At 37.7% G+C, this 18,240-nt stretch carries 17 protein-coding genes; 13 read left to right on the forward strand and 4 right to left on the reverse strand.

The annotated features are described in order from the left end of the window. Genes ACQKMH_RS06025 through ACQKMH_RS06035 form a run of 3 tightly spaced genes read left to right on the forward strand, consistent with a single transcriptional unit; the run spans nucleotide 1 to nucleotide 2,552 of the window. On the forward strand, nucleotides 1–1,188 hold the full coding sequence (locus ACQKMH_RS06025) for a Ger(x)C family spore germination protein (protein ID WP_427586511.1): 1,188 nt from the start codon (nucleotides 1–3) through the stop codon (nucleotides 1,186–1,188). 6 nt (nucleotides 1,189–1,194) lie between these two features. After that, nucleotides 1,195–1,428, forward strand: a complete 234-nt coding sequence (locus ACQKMH_RS06030; RefSeq protein ID WP_427586512.1) for a hypothetical protein — start codon at nucleotides 1,195–1,197, stop codon at nucleotides 1,426–1,428. 17 nt (nucleotides 1,429–1,445) lie between these two features. After that, nucleotides 1,446–2,552, forward strand: coding sequence for a GerAB/ArcD/ProY family transporter (locus ACQKMH_RS06035; protein WP_427586513.1), 1,107 nt, complete (start codon nucleotides 1,446–1,448; stop codon nucleotides 2,550–2,552). A 157-nt stretch (nucleotides 2,553–2,709) separates the two neighbouring features. On the opposite strand, the gene ACQKMH_RS06040 is transcribed toward ACQKMH_RS06035, so the two are convergent. After that, the gene (locus tag ACQKMH_RS06040) at nucleotides 2,710–3,990 is read right to left on the reverse strand and encodes an MFS transporter (protein WP_427586515.1); all 1,281 of its coding nucleotides are present in this window, start codon (nucleotides 3,988–3,990) and stop codon (nucleotides 2,710–2,712) included. Nucleotides 3,991–4,651: 661 nt separating this feature from the next. On the opposite strand from ACQKMH_RS06040, the gene ACQKMH_RS06045 reads away from it, so the two are divergent. The 3 genes from ACQKMH_RS06045 to ACQKMH_RS06055 all read left to right on the forward strand — a co-directional run bounded on the left by ACQKMH_RS06045 (nucleotide 4,652) and on the right by ACQKMH_RS06055 (nucleotide 7,127). Then, nucleotides 4,652–6,100, forward strand: coding sequence for a sensor histidine kinase (locus ACQKMH_RS06045; RefSeq protein WP_427586516.1), 1,449 nt, complete (start codon nucleotides 4,652–4,654; stop codon nucleotides 6,098–6,100). Further along, on the forward strand, nucleotides 6,097–6,783 hold the full coding sequence (locus ACQKMH_RS06050; RefSeq protein WP_427586517.1) for a response regulator transcription factor: 687 nt from the start codon (nucleotides 6,097–6,099) through the stop codon (nucleotides 6,781–6,783). Before ACQKMH_RS06045 ends, ACQKMH_RS06050 begins: the two co-directional genes overlap by 4 nt. Before the next feature lie 155 nt (nucleotides 6,784–6,938). Continuing rightward, complete coding sequence (locus ACQKMH_RS06055; RefSeq protein WP_427586518.1) at nucleotides 6,939–7,127, forward strand: hypothetical protein; 189 nt, start codon at nucleotides 6,939–6,941, stop codon at nucleotides 7,125–7,127. Between the two features lie 46 nt (nucleotides 7,128–7,173). Here ACQKMH_RS06055 and speB read toward each other — a convergent pair whose 3' ends face one another. Then, nucleotides 7,174–8,133 (reverse strand): agmatinase, encoded by a 960-nt coding sequence (gene speB, locus ACQKMH_RS06060; protein ID WP_427586519.1) that lies wholly within the window; start codon nucleotides 8,131–8,133, stop codon nucleotides 7,174–7,176. Between the two features lie 422 nt (nucleotides 8,134–8,555). Between speB and ACQKMH_RS06065 the strand changes: the two genes are divergently transcribed. From ACQKMH_RS06065 to ACQKMH_RS06085, 5 genes are all read left to right on the forward strand, one after another. Then, on the forward strand, nucleotides 8,556–9,902 hold the full coding sequence (locus tag ACQKMH_RS06065) for an APC family permease (protein WP_427586520.1): 1,347 nt from the start codon (nucleotides 8,556–8,558) through the stop codon (nucleotides 9,900–9,902). 214 nt (nucleotides 9,903–10,116) lie between these two features. Continuing rightward, on the forward strand, nucleotides 10,117–11,394 hold the full coding sequence (locus ACQKMH_RS06070; protein ID WP_427586521.1) for a Glu/Leu/Phe/Val family dehydrogenase: 1,278 nt from the start codon (nucleotides 10,117–10,119) through the stop codon (nucleotides 11,392–11,394). Between the two features lie 34 nt (nucleotides 11,395–11,428). Next, the gene (locus tag ACQKMH_RS06075; RefSeq protein WP_230157077.1) at nucleotides 11,429–11,719 is read left to right on the forward strand and encodes an SAV0927 family protein; all 291 of its coding nucleotides are present in this window, start codon (nucleotides 11,429–11,431) and stop codon (nucleotides 11,717–11,719) included. A gap of 16 nt (nucleotides 11,720–11,735) precedes the next feature. Continuing rightward, nucleotides 11,736–11,984, forward strand: coding sequence for a hypothetical protein (locus tag ACQKMH_RS06080; RefSeq protein ID WP_427586522.1), 249 nt, complete (start codon nucleotides 11,736–11,738; stop codon nucleotides 11,982–11,984). Between the two features lie 378 nt (nucleotides 11,985–12,362). Then, nucleotides 12,363–13,031: an NlpC/P60 family protein gene (locus tag ACQKMH_RS06085; protein WP_427586523.1), complete on the forward strand. Its 669-nt coding sequence runs from the start codon at nucleotides 12,363–12,365 to the stop codon at nucleotides 13,029–13,031. 398 nt (nucleotides 13,032–13,429) lie between these two features. On the opposite strand, the gene ACQKMH_RS06090 is transcribed toward ACQKMH_RS06085, so the two are convergent. Then, entirely contained in the window at nucleotides 13,430–14,923 is a 1,494-nt protein-coding gene (locus ACQKMH_RS06090) for a DHA2 family efflux MFS transporter permease subunit (protein ID WP_427586524.1), read from the reverse strand. Nucleotides 14,924–15,431: 508 nt separating this feature from the next. Here ACQKMH_RS06090 and ACQKMH_RS06095 point away from each other — a divergent pair. Next, nucleotides 15,432–16,637 (forward strand): styrene monooxygenase/indole monooxygenase family protein, encoded by a 1,206-nt coding sequence (locus tag ACQKMH_RS06095; RefSeq protein WP_427586525.1) that lies wholly within the window; start codon nucleotides 15,432–15,434, stop codon nucleotides 16,635–16,637. A gap of 153 nt (nucleotides 16,638–16,790) precedes the next feature. After that, the gene (locus ACQKMH_RS06100; RefSeq protein ID WP_427586526.1) at nucleotides 16,791–17,294 is read left to right on the forward strand and encodes a DinB family protein; all 504 of its coding nucleotides are present in this window, start codon (nucleotides 16,791–16,793) and stop codon (nucleotides 17,292–17,294) included. A 375-nt stretch (nucleotides 17,295–17,669) separates the two neighbouring features. On the opposite strand, the gene ACQKMH_RS06105 is transcribed toward ACQKMH_RS06100, so the two are convergent. After that, nucleotides 17,670–18,182, reverse strand: coding sequence for a DUF3189 family protein (locus tag ACQKMH_RS06105; protein WP_427586527.1), 513 nt, complete (start codon nucleotides 18,180–18,182; stop codon nucleotides 17,670–17,672). Nucleotides 18,183–18,240: the final 58 nt, after the last annotated feature.

Genomic DNA, 18,240 nt, shown 5'->3' on the forward strand with positions numbered 1-18,240 from the left:
ATGAAAAAAATGTTAAGGGTATTTTTAATGTTACCTATTATATGTTTATCCGGCTGTTGGAGCAGCATTGAGTTGAATGAACTAGCCATTGCTACGGCCTTGGGAATCGATAAAACAGAAGCTGGATATCTTGTAACCGTCCAAATTCTAAATACGAGTGAGTTAGCGGGAGATGCCAGATCTGGTCGTTCGGAAGTTGTAACTTTTAAAAAAAGTGGAGCAACCATTTATGAAGCGATGAGAAGCCTATCAACTGATGTACCAAGGAGGATTTATGTATCACATCTTCGTGAAGTTGTTTTTGGTGAGGAAATGGCCAGAGAAGGAATCGGGAAAGCCCTGGACGTCCTTTCCCGGCAAAAAGAATTACGTTCGGACTTCTATATGACAGTTGCAAAGGGAGCTACTGCTTTTGATATTTTAAATATCCAAACTGGTATTGAAAAAATACCAGCAAATAAAATTTATAACGCCTTAGAAAATTCAGAGAAAAGATGGGCAGCGACAAGGACAGTCACTTTGGATGAGTTGATCAGCAGTATGATCAGTAATGGCAGAGAGTCTATGTTAACGGGAATTTTCATATATGGTGATCGTAAATCTGGAAGCAACGTCTTAAATGCACAAGATATCTCCCCGAAAACAGGTATACGATTGGACTATCTTGGAGTATTTAAAAAGGATAAACTTGTAGGTTGGTTAGATAAGAACGACAGTAAAGGTGTCAGTTACATTACCAATCATGTGAAGTCAACGGCGGTAACCATTCCATGTGAAGGTGAGAAAATTACGATTAACACGATTAGGTCAAAAACGAAAATAAAGGGGAGAATGGAAAAAGGAAAACCGAAAATTGATATAAATGTCACGTCGGAAGGGAGTATAGGAGATGTTGAGTGCAAAATCGATCTATCTAAAGAGGAAAATATCAAAGAATTGAATGAAAGATACGAAAAAGATGTTAAAGGTAAAATAGTGGGATCGATAAAAAAACTACAAGACGATTATCAAAGTGATATCTTTGGTTTTGGTGAAGAAATTCATAGGACTGATCCTAAAGCTTGGAAACGTTTAGAGGAAAATTGGGAACAAGAATTCGCAAACTTAGAAGTGAAAGTAACCGTTAAAGCAAAAATTCGAAATTTAGGCACCATGCTTGAGTCCTTTCAAAAAGAAATCGAGGAGTAAAGATCAATGTGGGCAATCATTGGAACAGTATTTACTGGTGCTATTATATCATTTTTTGAAATACCTCCTCTTGTTAAAAAGAAATGCTGGAGGGAAATCATCGTTTTTGTTTCATTGCTATTAGTTGGAATGACGTTGGGTATATTAATATTCATGAATATTACCATTCCCACTCCTATAGACTGGATAACAAAAATATATAGTCCATTCGCTTCTTTCGTGGATCATATTCTATCTTAGGGAGGTGTCTTACCAATATGCTCGAAAAAGGAAAGATTAGCTCTGGTGAATTCCTTATCTTGGTCATCATATTTACGATAGGAGGCGCGATCCTTACTTTACCTTCTGCACTTGTCACATATGCAAAACAAGATGGATGGATTGCTTATATTATTGCTACTATCATTGGTTTATGTTTCATATTCTTATTTAACCAACTTGCATCACTTTATCCAACTTTGACTTATATAGAAGTAAATGAAAAAATATTTGGGAAATGGATCGGGAAAATCTCGGCACTCCTCTTTCTATTTTACATTTATTACCTTTCTTCTGCTTTACTTAGTGAAATCGGGAATTTTTTTACGACTCAAGTTCTTGTTGGGACACCCATACAAATGATTATGATATTGTTTTTATTAACAAGCTTATTTGGTGTAAGGCTAGGATTAGAAGTCATTTGCCGAACGGCGGTAATCTTTTTTCCTTGGATTGTAGTGCTGCTTTTCATATTATTCTTATTTATTACCCCTGATGTCAAAATCGAAAATCTACAACCTATATTTGAAGAAGGTATGAAACCGCTATTGAGTGGATCCTATCACTCTTTAGCACTCCCCTATGTACAGCTTGTTTTCTTTTTAATGATCACGCCGTATGTAAACGAAAAAGCAGAAATGAAAAAAAACTTTTATCGAGGGACTTTAATAGGAGGTATCGTGTTATTCCTAGTGATTATTTTCAGTATCCTCGTATTGGGTGCTGAAAATACAACAAGACTAACCTATCCTTCTTATAAATTAGGGATGAGGATAAGTATTGGTAATTTTTTTGAACGGGTTGAGGTCATTGTGGCATTCATTTGGATTTTTACGGAGTATTTCAAGTTGACCATTTGCTATTATGGACTCGCCCTTGGACTCGCCCAATTGCTGGGGTTGAAAGATTATAAAATACTTCTTTTCCCATTAGCTTTTTTAATTCTAACCTTTACCATCATTTCGCATCCAGATATCGTACATTATCAGAACTTCATTGCTACAACCTGGACCCCTTTTTCCTTAACCATTTGTTTATTGCTTCCGTTGTTATTGTTAGTCATTGGTAAAATAAGAAAAAAACATTCTACTTCCACTCGTATCTGATATTAAACCACTTCTCTTAGGAAATTGCCTTATGGCAAAACATATTTAAGGGGAAAGTTTCTGGATTAGAACTTTTCTTGCACTGTGATGAAGAAAGCCTAGCTGCAAATGAGCAACTAGGCTTTAATAAGCACTATCCTATAGAAAACCACTAAGGTTATCCTTTATTAGACGTAGAAAGAGACCAGATAATGACAGGGATAAGTACTAATGGCAGTATACCACCGACAAGTGATAGTGCTGCGAAGCTTGAATTTGCCACAACCATACCTGAAAGTGCCCCAGCTAATGCCCCAGCCAATGCAATTAACACATCTACTTTTCCTTGAGTCTTTGCTCGAGAGGAAAGGGGTGTCCCATCAACGATGAGTGCAGTTCCAGTAATCAAGCCAAAGTTCCAGCCAAGTCCAAGTAATGCCAGTGCACCAATAAGTCCTGGCATTGAATCGGCAGGTGCCATAGCAGCTAGTGCTCCAGCGGCCAGTAAAGTAAATCCGGAAGCCATTGCCATTACAGTTCTACCCAACTTGTCCACGAGGTAACCCGTCATCAGGGATGGTAGATACATAAAACCGATATGGACGCCAATCACCATACCAACCTGACTTAAATCATGTCCGTGATGCTTCATATGTACAGGTGTCATTGTCATAATAGCAACCATGACAACTTGAGTTAAGATCATTACTGTAGCCCCGACAATAATACCTCGTTTGTTTTTTGGGGTTGTTAAAGCATGTGTACTTAGAGGTTTATTTTCGTCTGCCACCTGTCCCTCAGCAATGGCCTTTGCAATCATGAAAGGGTCAGGACGAAGGAAAACCAAAAGAACAAAACCAGCAAGAATGAAAGCTGCTGCAGCTAAAATAAACGGTCCTGCTAGAGCTGGAATCCCCATCGATAAGGCAAACTCACCCATTACATGAACCGAGTTTGGACCCGCTACAGCCCCAAGTGTTGTTGAAACCATTGCGATGCTGATGGCCGTAGCACGCTGAGTCGAATTGGCTAAATCGGTTCCTGCATAACGAGCCTGTAAATTAGTAGCAGTCCCGGCACCATAGAACAGTAATGAAGCGAAAAGGAGGGGAATACTATTGGTTACTGCTGCCACCACTACACCGATTGCCCCAATCCCACCAGTCATAAAGCCCGTTACGAGACCTAAACGTCGACCATATCGTTGGGAGAGTCGCCCAACGAGTAGCGCCGCCCCAGCGGAACCTAGCGTGAATAGGGCAGTTGGTACTCCAGCAAAACTATCCGTCCCTAACATATCCTGAGCGATTAGTGCTCCGACCGTTACCCCTGCTGCAAGTCCGGCCCCTCCAAAAATTTGTGAAATGACAACAATCAATAACGTCCTACGATACAGCTGGCGTTGTCTTTCATTCGAATCAATGTAACTTTTTATCAAAGGCGACTGACCTTGTGACATGATGCAAACCTCCAATCTAATTGTTTATCATGTTGTAAAGAAGCATGAATGATAAAATAGCAACAGCTAATGCGTAAATCAACTATAAAGAGATTTTTTTATTTAAACAACAAAAAGGTGAAAATATATTCATCTTTAAAAAAGTTTCGCTAATGGAATACCTTCTTACCTCTTCTATAGTGATCTTTAAAAGGCCTAAGGATTGAACTGGGCGGCTTTTCTAGGGAAATGAAACTTGAATGAGGGAAAATCCTGTTTGGACAATTAAATCGATTCAAGGCGGCTTGGCGTTTAGGAAGCATGTAAAGCAGGCAATCGGTTCCATCTAAGACAATGGTGTGGGATGATTTCGGAATTGAACCCCCAAAAAATCTTCTGCCATTAAAATTTAGAGAACCATGCACACTGAATTGAAGTTTCGTAGGAATGATCGTTGTTTTAAAATCGAATCGATCAGTGTCTGACTAATAAATGATGTTTAGAGATATTTCATACCTATTTTAGAAAGTTTTAAGATTTGTATGTTACTTTTAAATGGTAAATCCGCATTTAAGAACAAGCTAATGATAGGTGTTAATACAACAAACTGTATAAAAAACAATTATATAGTGCCTAATAAACATTTATAGGAGAGGGAAAAGTAAATACGGAGTTGATTAATATGTCAATTAAAACGAGGTTTCTGTTATCTTATATTGGAGTGGTACTCTTCTCTATCGTTTTACTGTTGGTCGCTGGGTTTTTAATTATTTTTACGATTACAGGCGATACAAAATCGATAGAGCATTTTTACAAAAAATCTTATGTCCAAAAACCATTGACAACAGTAGAGGAAAGTGCATTTCTTGATTTAAAGCTATTGGCTAAAAACAATCCTGCACAGCTTCTAAATGAAGAGCAGTTGAAGAAAATAAATCAGAAGGATATCGGGATTGTCGTTAGAAAAGATACGAAAATTGTATATGCTTCCCCCTCTCTCGATAAGCAGTCATTGGTTAAGTCTCTTCCGGGATTTGAAGAAACGAACATCAATACGCGAGATACGATTAAGATCGAAGACTTTTTTTTCACATATGTGAAATTTGATTTTTATTTTTCAGATAAAAGCAAAGGAAGTATTTTTGTTCTAAGAAAGGCGAGTTCTTCAGCAGAGTTGGCTCGAGAGTTGTTTCCGATTTTATTTGGTTTGTTGCTATTTTTATTTATTATGATTATTGGGCTTCTAAACTATTTGGTATCACGAAGCATCATCAAGCCGATCTCACTACTTAAAGAAGGTGCCAAACGAATAAAATCAGGAGATTTAGATTTTGAAATCAAAGCTACATCGAATGATGAAATCGGACAGTTAAATCGGACATTTGATGAAATGAGAATAAAATTAAAAGAGTCCGTTAAAATTCAGCTTCAATATGAGGAAAATCGGAAAGAACTATTATCCAATATTTCACATGATTTGAAAACACCTATTACTTCAATTATTGGATATGTTGAGGGGATAAAAGACGGTGTAGCAAACACCCCTCAAAAAATGGAAAAGTATTTATCAACTGTATATTTAAAAGCGAAAGATATGGATTCATTGATAGATGAATTGTTCTTATTTTCCAAGCTGGATTTAAAAAAAGAGCCATTCACTTTTGAAACTGTGGAACTGGATAAATATTTGAGAGACTATGTAGAAGAACTTCATTTAGATTTAATTCAAACAGGGATTCAGATTGAACTGTGCCATATGAATAAGCCTGTATTCGTGACAGCAGATAGAGAGAAATTAAAACGAGTTTTGGCTAATTTGATCAGTAATTGTGTGAAGTATACGAATAAAGAAAAAGCGAGCATTTCCATTACTCTGCATGAAGGACCCTATGAAGTAGTAGTACAAGTAACAGATAACGGACAAGGAATAGAACCTTCTGCATTACCCTTCATTTTTGATCGCTTTTACCGTGCAGAACAATCAAGAAATTCCCTGACAGGTGGAAGTGGCTTAGGGCTTGCGATTGCAAAACAAATTATCCAAGAGCATAGAGGGGATATTTGGGCTACCAGTGAGATAAGAAAAGGCACAAGTGTCTTCTTTACCTTAATGAAAGGTGAGGAAAAATGAAAAAAATATTACTTATTGAAGATGATGTCAGCATTGCAGAATTGCAGAGAGATTATTTAGAGATTAATGATTTTAGTGTCTATATTCAACATACAGGAGATGCTGGTCTTCAACATGCCCTTCAAAAAAATTATGATTTAATCATACTGGACATCATGCTTCCCGGAGTAAATGGATTTGAGATATGCAAACAAATACGCGCTGTCAAAGACATTCCTATCTTACTTTTGTCCGCCAAAAAGGAAGATATCGATAAAATTCGAGGTCTTGGTTTAGGGGCTGACGATTATATTACAAAGCCATTTAGTCCAAGTGAGCTGGTTGCAAGAGTGAAGGCGCATTTAGCGCGTTATGACCGTCTAGCAGGAAATCAAGCCAAAACAAACACTGTTTTCGTTCATGGAATTTCGATAGATAAGTCGGCACGCAAAGTACATATTAATGGCGAGGAAGTGCCGTTTACTACAAAGGAATTTGATTTGTTACTATTTCTTGTCATGCACCCGAACCAAGTGTTGAGCAAAGAGCAGCTATATGAACGTAATTGGGGGCTGGAGTCAGCTGCGGATGTTTCAACCGTGACCGTTCATATTAGAAAATTACGTGAAAAGATTGAAAGAGAGCCGGCACATCCTAAATTCCTGGAAACCGTTTGGGGTGCCGGATATCGTTTTAATGTTTAATAGTGAGTTATATGACCCGTCACAATGTGGCGGTTTTTTAATGATCATTAATAAAATTTATTAATACGTTTTTTATAGGAATATTATAGAGGGATTAGGAGGTGTTTAGGATTAAGCACGAACATCATTTAAAGATCGTTTGAAGGACGAATAAAATGGGATGTAGGATTGTAGGACTTGTAATGCTTCACCGATTTTTAAATAAAATATCAATCGGGGCTGCTGCAGAATATGACATGATATTAACCGCCATGAAAAATCCCCACTCAGATAGACTAGTAAGACCATTTTATCAAATGTCTTGTCTACCTGTAGGGGATGGTTCCATCTTCATCGATTCGTAAAAAGATTTCAATACATTATGCTCATGAACTTGAGATCAAACTTTACTTAACTATTTTGGATCGATTTTTCTTGGTCTTTTTTGATTTTCAAGGCTACTAAACTGGCAAAGTCATGAATGATGGTGGCTGCCAAAAGTGATGTGATTTGTGTTGGATCATAAGGTGGGAGGACTTCCACCAGGTCGAATCCAATAAAGTTGAATCCTTGCAGGGAACGAATCATCTCTAAGGTTTCAAAACTATTCAGACCGCCGACCTCAAGGGTGCCCGTACCAGGTGCACAAGATGGATCAACAAAATCAATATCAAAGCTCAAGAAACATGGTGTTTCACCAATGGTCTTCTTGACTTCCTTCACGACATCCATGATTCCTCTTTCCTTCAGCTGAGGCGTAGTTATCACGTTGTAGCCGAGATCCGTGCTGGAATCTATATCTCCTGGATGATTGAGCGTACCTCTAATTCCAATTTGGAAAACTTTATCCGTTTGGAGCAAACCTTCCTCATATGCACGGATAAACGGAGAACCATGCCAATACTTCTCATCATAATAAGTATCCCATGTATCTGTATGTGAATCAAAATGAAGAAGTGCGACAGGCCCATGTATTTTTGCGGCGGCTCTTAGATTAGCTAAAGTTACTGAATGATCTCCTCCAATTGCTATGGGGATGATTCCGTTTTTCATCAAATCTGACATAGCGGTTTCAATTAACTCATAGCTTCGGTGTATATTATGGGGAATCACCGAAACATCGCCAATATCTATTGCATTACATTCGTCAAATGGGAAAACCTTTTGAATGGGGTGATAAGGAAACAAGGTCATGGATGCCTGGCGGACTGCCTGTGGGGCAAACCGTGCTCCTACCCTGAATGAAGCAGCTGTATCAAAAGGCATTCCTACCACTGCCAATTTGGCATTTTCCCGTGAAGAAGGTAAGCGCATAAACGATCCGGTCGTACAAAACTCTGGTTTAACATCAGGTGATAAAGGATATTTCATTTTTCTATTCCTCCATTTTCTTATAACTTTTAATTGTCTTAAACATTCATTTTTATTGAACTCATTTAACAACTATTATGCAAATACCATGCCAATTCATAATAAGAGATTTATTGTTGATTATTACTAGGTTTCATTTGTAAGGGAGTATGCAAGCGCGAATAATCTATGGGAAATTGAATCGTAATTTTAATGAAAGATGGTAATGCTACATTTCCATGAAGCCAGCCAAGGATGTGACTTATAAGGAAATTTCAACGTATTTTTATCGTTTACATTTATTGAAATAAACAGCAGTCATTTGGCACAGAATTTGCATAAAGGTATACAGTTAAAACTTTTCAAAAGAGGGAGGCATTGAAAATTATCTAGTTAAGAAATTAAACCTACTATTTGAAAGCGGTTTCAAGGAGGAATGATAGGTGGAAAATGAGGTTACATTGAAAAGATCACTGAAATTATGGCAAATTGTCATGATGGGTTTGGCTTATATGACACCCATGGTCGTATTTGATACATTTGGCATTGTATCTGGGATTACGGGCGGACATGTCCCGACTGCCTATATCGTTGCATTGGTGGGGATGCTTTTTACAGCCGCAAGCTATGGAAAACTTGTAAAGGTTTTTCCTGCTGCAGGTTCTGCCTATACTTATACACAAAAGGCCATTAACCGACATTTAGGATTCCTGGTAGGGTGGTCTTCGTTGTTAGACTATCTGTTTTTACCTATGGTAAATGCATTGTTGACCAAAATTTATCTGACAGCATTATTTCCGGAAGTCCCAACATGGATTTGGGTAGTATTGTTCGTAGCAATTGTCACCATTCTAAATCTCCGAAGTGTCAATGTGCTGGCCAACTTTAATGCCCTTTTTGTTTTAATTCAAATTGTCATCATGGCAGTGTTCATCATCCTTGTTGTCAAAGGCTTACACAATGGAGAAGGTACAGGAGAAGTGTTTACAATAAAGCCTTTCATAAATGGAGAAATGGACTATTCAACAATCATAACGGGAGCCACGATCCTTTGTTTTTCCTTTTTGGGATTCGATGCGGTAACGACGCTATCTGAGGAAACGCCGAATCCGAAAAAAACGATTCCAAAAGCGATTTTTTTAACAGCACTTTGGGGTGGAATCATCTTCATTACCGCATCTTTCTTTATTCAACTCTTTTTTCCGGATATATCCCGTTTTAAGGAACCGGATGCTGCATTACCGGAAATCGCCCTTTATGTAGGCGGGAAGCTATTCCAATCCATTTTTCTTTGTACGACTTTCATCAATACGTTAGCCTCTGGACTAGCATCGCATGCCAGCGTTTCCCGGCTTTTGTATGTTATGGGCCGTGATAACGTGTTTCCGGAAAAATGGTTTGGTTTTATCCACCCTAAGTGGAAAACGCCAGCCATTAATGTCCTCATGGTTGGAGTTATTTCATTGTCGGCTTTATTCTTCGATTTAGTGACAGCCACGTCACTGATCAACTTTGGTGCATTAATGGCATTTACCTTTGTGAATCTGTCAGTGATCAGCCATTTTATCATCCGGGAAAAGAAGCATCGAACGATAAAGGGCTGTATCAATTACTTGATCATGCCATTAATTGGAGCTATATCAATTGGGATGCTCTGGATCAACCTTGAGACAAGCTCACTAATAATGGGATCAGCTTGGTTTATTCTTGGCTTTTGTTATCTATTATATATGACAAAGGCATTCCGGAAAGCTCCGCCCCAATATCAAGTTGAAGAAATTCAGATATAGACAAACGGATAAAAAGACGCATTCCAATAGGATGCGTTTTTTTATTTCAACTTCATTTTTTACATATGCAATCCTGAATTGATTATGAATGGATACATATGTCTGGATGAGTTTGGCCTGCCGAACATGAATGGAAAGGGCTATCCATACAGTGTTTTCAAAACTGGCATGAAAGTTGCTTAATCTATTAATAGAATAAAAGTGAGGTGCTAAAATGGCAGGCAAAACTAAGAGTATTGAAAAACGTCAAATGGATAATCCATTGCAAGAATTTCAGGATATTTTAAAAGAAGCCATTCATGTTTTGGACTATCCAGATTTGGTTTTTGATTTTTTAAAAGCGCCAATGCGTTTTTTGGAAGTCAGTATTCCCATTCAAATGGATAATGGGGAGACAAGGATGTTTCAAGGATATCGGGCTCAACATAATGATGCAGCCGGTCCAACGAAAGGAGGAATTCGTTTTCACCCGGATGTCACTCCAAATGAAGTCAAGGCATTGGCGGGTTGGATGAGTTTGAAATGCGGAATAACGGATCTTCCATATGGAGGGGCAAAGGGTGGTATTGTCTGTGATCCCAGACAGATGAGTTCGTTTGAACTAGAGCGATTAAGCAGAGGGTATGTCAGGGCTGTCAGTCAAATAGTGGGACCGACCAAGGATATTCCTGCACCGGATATGTATACAAATTCTCAAATAATGGCCTGGATGTTAGATGAATACGATCACATCAAGGAATTCGATTCACCGGGCTTCATTACAGGAAAACCACTGACTTTAGGAGGATCGAAGGGCAGGGAAACGGCTACTTCCAAGGGAGTATTATATACGCTTCAAATGGTAAGTGATTTAAAAGGAATTCCTATTGAAGGCATGAGGATAATCATTCAGGGATTCGGGAATGTTGGCAGTTATTTGGCCATGTATTTGCATGAGATGGGGGCTAAGGTTGTCGGGATAGCGGATGAACTTGGGGGTTTATATGACCCTGACGGCTTAGACATTCCTTACCTTTTGGAGAACAGGGACTCTTTTGGGGTCGTTTCGAATTTATTCAAAGACTCAATATCCAATCAAGCATTATTGGAAAAAGAGTGTGATGTACTTATTCCCGCTGCTATTAGTGGAGTGGTGAATAAAGATAATGCCGAACGATTGCAGTGTGAAATCTTAATCGAAGCAGCAAATGGACCGACAACTAAAGAAGCAATCCAAATTCTTGATGGAAAAGGTATAATGCTAGTCCCGGATATTTTGGCGAATTCAGGAGGAGTGATCGTCTCGTATTTTGAATGGTGCCAAAATAACCAAGGTTATTACTGGACGGAAGAGCTTGTAGATGAACGATTGAAAGAAAAAATAACAGCCAGCTTTTTGAATGTCTATCAAACATCTCAAAAATTTTCCGTGAATATGAAAGTTGCTGCTTATATAGAAGGGATTCGTAAAATAGCAGAAGCATCACGGGATCGAGGATGGGTCAGATTCTGAACTAATTAGGGCTTACAAGAAAGGAGGCAATCAGTTGAACTTTGATATTCTTTCGGAAAATAAAGAAAACCAGGCCATACATCATTATTGCTTATTATCAAGAAATTATAGATATGATGTGACCATTGTATATTCGGCTCAGTTTTACGGTAAAGCAATGGTAACTTCCATTCAAAGCGGAAGAATGATCCTTCTGTGTGCCGATGATATTAATTTAGATCAGTACTGGGCACCGACCCTTGGCATTGAACAAGAAGATATATCCGAATTTCAAGACTTTCTAAATTTGGTCCTACAATCCCCATTTCATTTTGAACAATATTGAGGAAGGAATGATGTAAATGTTTGTTGACGTGATCCTTAGCCCTTGTGATGGCAGGGTTGAAAAAATTTCGATATCCAAAAATTCCAGATTTTACGAATGGGAACAGTTATTTCGTATTAAGAAAGAAGACGGACGTGTGGAAATCATTGATATTGGCCTCAGCGGCGAGGTCGAATCCTTGGAGGTAATGGAAGGGGAAAAAGTGGTGGCTGGTGAGGTCCTCGCCTATTATAAAGAAGATTTATTTGTGACAGGGAGCGATTAATAGATAGTAAAAGAAGATGAAATGTTTCATCTTCTTTTTTTGCTTGCTAATCATCCACATCAATTTTGTTAAGAAAAGAACTTTTGAATGTATGTCCCTAGGCCCAGTATGGACACATTGGACAAAATCACACAGGAAAATCCATCTACCTATCCACAAAAGACTACCAACATAGCAACTTAGTAGAGATTTATATGATTTTCAAGGGGCACTATTGTCACATTATTTTTGGGAGAAAATTGGCGAATTATAGGCATTATGTCATTTTTGTGCGTATTCTGCATAAATTTGTAATGATAATGTAAATTTAGGTAAATATATTTGTCATTTAAGGGTGATAAAATAATGAAAAAGACCTAATCGGGGGAAAAATAGAAAATGAAAAAAATTATAGCTTCAGTTGTCGTTACCGGATTGTTATTATCGAATCCATTGGTCAGTAATGCTGCACTAGGAGATCGAACATTAAAAAGCGGAATGACTCATAAAGAAGTAAAACAACTACAAGAGGTTCTGAAGAAAAAAGAATATTTTAAGAGTAATAATACCACTACCTATTTTGGAACTGTTACTAAAAGCGCAGTTGTAAAGTTTCAAAAAAGTAAAGGCTTAAAAGCTGATGGCATTGTAGGGACGAATACATATAAAGCATTAGGCATAAAAAAGCAGACAGCCATGAACAATTCAAGCAATAAATCTACAGCGATAATAAAAGAAGCAAAAAAACATTTGAATGTACGGTATGTATGGGGTGGAACTACGCCAAAAGGTTTTGATTGCAGCGGATTCCTAAAATATGTTTTCGAAAAAAGTGCAGATGTAACCTTGCCAAGAACGGTATCGGAAATTTATAAAAAGGGGACAAAGGTGTCCAAACCACAAGTTGGCGATTTGGTCTTTTTTGAAACCTATAAATCCGGTGCCTCACATGCGGGTATTTATATAGGGGGGAATCAATTCATACACAGCTCCTCATCAGGTGTAACCATTACCTCCATGGATAATAGTTATTGGGAAAAAAGATATTTAGGGGCTAAAAGAATGTAATAGTGATAGCAGCCAGTTCCTTTTTTATGAGACTGGCTTTTATTTATTCAATCTACCAATCTATTATTGCTAATAATAGGATATTCCCGCCAATGAGGTGTTTCTTTTCACATACGGCACCCATTTAACACCCTGCCATCCACAGACTTAACTTATTCTAAATTTTCATCACAATTATGTAAGGATTTGTTGGAATATACAGAAAGGAAGCAGGCATGGGAGTAAGGAAAAATAAATATTCTGAAATTCGGTTATGTAAGAATAAGCAACAGATTTCATGAAGGAATTACGGATAGAATGAAGGGGCACTTTTAAAAAGTGTCCCTTATTTAGGTATTTAACTGTCTTCTTGAGGCAAGTTGTTAATAAAAAATGTTGTATGGTTCCTGGAAACTAGATCATGTTACATGTTTCTTGGATAAGCGATTTGTGATGGTATCTTCTTGTGGTGAAGTTCGCCGAATGTAAAAAGCCAGGATGAACGCAACGATTGTTAACCATGTAGCGATCATAAATGCATCATCTACCCCCATTACGCTTCCCTGTTTAATGGCCATGGCCATTTGAGTTGTATTTTCTGATGATATGTGCTCTTTAGTTAAAATTCCCTGTACATGTTTAGTACCCTGATTTGTCATTATTGACACAAAGAACGCCATGCCAACAGCTCCTGCAACCATTCTCAATGTATTCACCATTGCTGTTCCATATTTATTTAGACTAAGTGCCAATTCGTTTAGTCCAGCTGTGAAGATGGGCATCATCAGTAATGACATACCTAACATTCTTATAGTATACACCCACACCACATAAGAATAAGAGGTATCTGTTTCAAGCCGCGTTAAAAGATAGGTTGTAATAATAGTAATAGCAAGTCCGCTTACTGCAAGCCATCTTGCGCCAAATCGATCAAATAGCTTCCCTGTGATAGGAGACATGATACCCATTAGGATACCCCCAGGCAATAGCATGAGTCCAGATTCCATGGGAGTAAAGCCACGGATGTTTTGCATATAAATTGGCATAATAATCATTCCAGAGAACATACCCATCGTCGCGATAATGTTGATGATGGTCGTTAATGTGAACATCCGGTAACGAAATATTCGAAATTCCAGAATAGGATGCATTACAGTAAATTGCCTCCATACAAATAAACCTAAACTGATTCCACCAATAAGGAACATAGTCAGGACTTCTAAGCTGTCCCAGCCCTTAGTACCGCCTGTTGCAAATCCGTATAGAACTCCTCCGAATCCGATAGTGGATAGAATGACACCAATTTTATCGAGTTTAGGTCGGCTCGTTTCACCCACCTTTTTAATGATAAAAATGGCAAAAATTAAGTCAAGAAGTGCAAATGGGAAAATGATAAAAAACAGGACTCGCCAGGAATAGTTTTGTACAATCCATCCTGATAACGTAGGTCCAACGGCTGGGGCAAAATTCATTGCGATACCGAATATACCCATTGCAAAACCGCGTCTGTTAGGAGGAAATATAGTGAAAATTACGTTTGTAATCAAAGGGAATAAAATCCCTGCACCTGCAGCCTGAACCACACGTCCGATTAATAAGACAAAGAAGCTAGGGGCAATTCCACATAATAAAGTTCCTAAAGCAAACAGTCCCATCGAAGCAAGATATAATTGTCTCGTATTAAATCGTTCCATTAAGAAAGCTGTAATCGGGATGACAATCCCATTGACCAACAAAAAGATAGTTGTAAGCCAATTAGCTGTTGCAGCTGATATTTCAAAATGATTCATCAATTGAGGCAACGCGATATTGATTAAAGTCTGATTCAAGAAAGCGACGAGAGCACCAGCCAGCATTACCGCAAACATGGGGCCTGTACGAAAAGTAGAGCTTGTTGTTTTGTCGTGATTCATTCTTTTGGCACGTCCTTTTGATTGAGTTAGTACATATTGTTACGTCCTGCTATTTTAAGTTATAGAAACTAAAGCGACTATACTAAGTTAATATTCCCTCTATCTTAAAGAAAATCAACCTACCTTTTCCAACAATATACACCAACTTAAGGTATTTACCTAAACCTTCGACTTTAAAAAGATATTTTTCTTTTTAACACCTGCGATTGACCATTTGATCCATTCTGCAGGTATGTTTTACAGATGACGATGAAGCACTATAAAAGTTGCGAAAAATCCAGAGATTTCCTTCTGGTATTGGTAAAAGGTGCTTATTTAAATATGTTTCGTAATAAGACTCTGTCACTAAAGAACCATTTACATGAAAATCAGCCTCCCATAAAATAAGTGTTAGATACAAATAGTTGGAAATGTTAGCCAAAGGAATTTCACAGGCAGGTTCTGATAATGTAGCTAAGGCATTCGCCCCGATACGCTTCGTTTATGTAAAATATATACTATTAAGGGAGTGGGATTGTTGAAAAAGAAACTTTGTATTATTGGTAGTGGTGTAGCGGGTCTGCACCTAGCTTATGCTCTAAAGGACGACTTTGATATCACTGTCATTGAACGTCAATCACCAGATCAGATAAGAAAAGGCCGAATCATGTCCACCCAGGTGCATTTTGGATCAACAAGGACTCGTGAAAAACGCTTTAATATGCCGAAATGGGGAGAACAATCACTTCTTGAAAGCATTCATATTACAATTGGAAATCAAAAGCTATTTGTGGGAATGCTGCAAGAACCGGCATTATCTGTTGATCAGCGTTTGTATTACTCTCATTCTATTAAAGATCTTATAGAAAAAGGAGTCTCCTTCCGTTTTGAAAAGATAGATAAAGAGAATGTGGAAGTACTAATTGATGAGTTCGATTTACTTATTGATTGTACTGGAAAAAATGGACCTCTTTTGCCGTTTCCGATTGAAGAGGCTCTGTCTCCTTATCAAACTCCTCAGCGAAAATGTATCGTTGGTTATTTCACAGGAATAAGAGCAAACACTCCTCTAGGGGTAAGCGTTACAGTTCTTCCTGGGTTGGGTGAAATGTTTGAAATACCCGCAATAACAGAACACGGTCCTGTGACCATACTATTCATTATGGGCATACCAAACACTGAATTGGATGTATTTAAAGGTATAAAAAATGCAGAAGAGTTTACTCTTAAAATGAGAAGTACAGTTCAACAGTTCTTCCCGGAAATTCATAACCGAATTGATGGAAGTAATTTTGCTTTATGTGATGAAAGTAGCTTTCTTCAAACAGCCTTAACACCGGTTATACGAAAGCCATATCTCATGGTTAATAATAAGTTGGTTGTCGGCTGTGGGGATAGTGTGTTTCTAAACGACCCTATTTCGGGTCAAGGCTGTAATCTTTCTTCTTACTGTGCTGAACAATTGTATGAAACCCTTATTGAATACAAAAATTCCAAGTGGGACGCAGATACAGGGGAGTCTTATTGGAATCGAACGAAACAGTATGTAAAAGAGGTAACGGAATGGACAAATGCCATGACGGAGCCATTACCTGAGCATGTTATTCAATTGCTGCTACAGGGTGCTCAGGACCAAGTACAAGCTAACGAAATTGCTGAATGGTTTGCCAATCCGACAAAAGCGTTTGAAGCGTTTTTTTCAGCGACAGCGACGGTACATAAAAATAATCAATGACCGGCATTAAGATTAAAAGTTTAGTTTCATAATGAATCCGTTTATGTACCCCGTTACTTGATTCACCGCAATTGCAGAGTTTAATGAGGCATTTGAAGTGAGGGAACATATGTTTTATAATGTATTTTGAATAAAAAATATGGGGGGACGTATATGTATATGACAATTTCAGATTTTATTAAAGAATGGAATAAGGAAGCCATACTGACTCAAAATGTCTTGGATAGCTTGACTGATGATGCATTAAAACAAAAAGTTTATCCTGAAGGTCGAACTTTAGGAAGAATTGCGTGGCATTTCACAACTAATATCCCAGATTATTTAGCGCATTTTGGGCTTAAGATAGCCAGGATAGATTATGGGGAAAGCGTTCCATCTTCTGCAAAAGAAATCGCCATAACTTTTAAAAATGTAAGTTCACACGCGGCTAAAATGATTGAGCAACAATGGACAGACGAATCCCTAGGACATATACAAGAAGCGTTTGGAAGACAGGAATCAAATGCTTCAATCCTAATGGGGTTAATCAAGCATATTGTTCATCACCGCGGACAAATTACGGTTCTGATGCGTCAAGCAGGAATTAAACCTTATGGGGTTTATGGGCCACCAAAAGAAGATTGGGTTCATTTAGGTGTAGAAAATCCACCACTTTGATAAGAGTGTGCTACCAATAAGGGGAAGCAATGATCTTCAACAAAACGGGCGCTATTGTTGAAAAAATACATCCCAATTTCTCATTTATAGTACTGAGAGATTGGGATGTTTAATAGTGAAAATTCTTTAACGTTGTAAATTCGCGTATTACTGACTGCCCCCCCCATTAAAACCTTTCCCTTTTAGGTTATGCTTTTTATATCTCTTGCTTCCCATCAAAGTTCGTCAATCATATATGGGAGGGAGGTGAAAAATCGTATGAACCTGAGTGAGTTGATGAAGCCTATCGTTGTTCCGAATATCTTCAACAAACTCATCGCATTTTATTTTTCAAAATTCCTATGTAGCTAGTCTTTTCTAATAGAGATGAACTCTTTACTTATATGTTTCATTTTCTAAAATGATCACTTTTTCCTCGTTTGAGTATTTCCCTATTTGTTTCGTATTTTCAACCAACCGAAAAATATTATCACAGCATTGCTTGGTACCTAAAATTAATAATGGTACACCAATCAAATCAATTTTTAATTGTTTTGATAAAAATCCTCCAATTGACATGACGAACGGTACAGTTGGTGATGTATTTGAGAATATTATTTTTTCATGAAATGGATGTTTGCTTTGAAGTAATAAAATTAAGTTTTTTAATGCTGGAACAACTAGTTTGGAGGATTTCCGTCCTATTGTATAGACAGAGTCTCCATTTTCATCTATACCATGAAAAATGATTTTCCCTGCATCATCTTTAGATAATTTATTGAAATAGTTCACATTTAATATTTCTTCTTTAGTTAGTTTTCGTTCAGATTGGGTAAGTTCTTTTAAATGATAGGCGGCTGCAAGGGCCGTGGTATGTGTTCCACCATAGTCATTATAGATATAAATCATGTAATCATCCTTTATATATATTTTTATCTATGGTTACCATTATGGTCATTTATTCTAG

It is taken from the genome of Peribacillus sp. NPDC097895 (assembly GCF_050277555.1).
In the GTDB taxonomy this organism is placed as follows: domain Bacteria; phylum Bacillota; class Bacilli; order Bacillales; family DSM-1321; genus Peribacillus.

What these genes read in the sequence shown, in the direction of transcription:
- ACQKMH_RS06030 (WP_427586512.1), top strand. Translation starts at nt 1,195, where the DNA reads ATGTGGGCAATCATTGGAACAGTATTTACTGGTGCTATTATATCATTT.
- ACQKMH_RS06085 (WP_427586523.1), top strand. Translation starts at nt 12,363, where the DNA reads ATGAAAAAAATTATAGCTTCAGTTGTCGTTACCGGATTGTTATTATCG.
- ACQKMH_RS06080 (WP_427586522.1), top strand. Translation starts at nt 11,736, where the DNA reads ATGTTTGTTGACGTGATCCTTAGCCCTTGTGATGGCAGGGTTGAAAAA.
- ACQKMH_RS06045 (WP_427586516.1), top strand. Translation starts at nt 4,652, where the DNA reads ATGTCAATTAAAACGAGGTTTCTGTTATCTTATATTGGAGTGGTACTC.
- ACQKMH_RS06025 (WP_427586511.1), top strand. Translation starts at nt 1, where the DNA reads ATGAAAAAAATGTTAAGGGTATTTTTAATGTTACCTATTATATGTTTA.
- ACQKMH_RS06050 (WP_427586517.1), top strand. Translation starts at nt 6,097, where the DNA reads ATGAAAAAAATATTACTTATTGAAGATGATGTCAGCATTGCAGAATTG.
- ACQKMH_RS06105 (WP_427586527.1), bottom strand. Translation starts at nt 18,182, where the DNA reads ATGATTTATATCTATAATGACTATGGTGGAACACATACCACGGCCCTT.
- ACQKMH_RS06040 (WP_427586515.1), bottom strand. Translation starts at nt 3,990, where the DNA reads ATGTCACAAGGTCAGTCGCCTTTGATAAAAAGTTACATTGATTCGAAT.
- ACQKMH_RS06035 (WP_427586513.1), top strand. Translation starts at nt 1,446, where the DNA reads ATGCTCGAAAAAGGAAAGATTAGCTCTGGTGAATTCCTTATCTTGGTC.
- ACQKMH_RS06055 (WP_427586518.1), top strand. Translation starts at nt 6,939, where the DNA reads ATGGGATGTAGGATTGTAGGACTTGTAATGCTTCACCGATTTTTAAAT.
- ACQKMH_RS06100 (WP_427586526.1), top strand. Translation starts at nt 16,791, where the DNA reads ATGTATATGACAATTTCAGATTTTATTAAAGAATGGAATAAGGAAGCC.
- ACQKMH_RS06090 (WP_427586524.1), bottom strand. Translation starts at nt 14,923, where the DNA reads ATGAATCACGACAAAACAACAAGCTCTACTTTTCGTACAGGCCCCATG.
- speB (WP_427586519.1), bottom strand. Translation starts at nt 8,133, where the DNA reads ATGAAATATCCTTTATCACCTGATGTTAAACCAGAGTTTTGTACGACC.
- ACQKMH_RS06070 (WP_427586521.1), top strand. Translation starts at nt 10,117, where the DNA reads ATGGCAGGCAAAACTAAGAGTATTGAAAAACGTCAAATGGATAATCCA.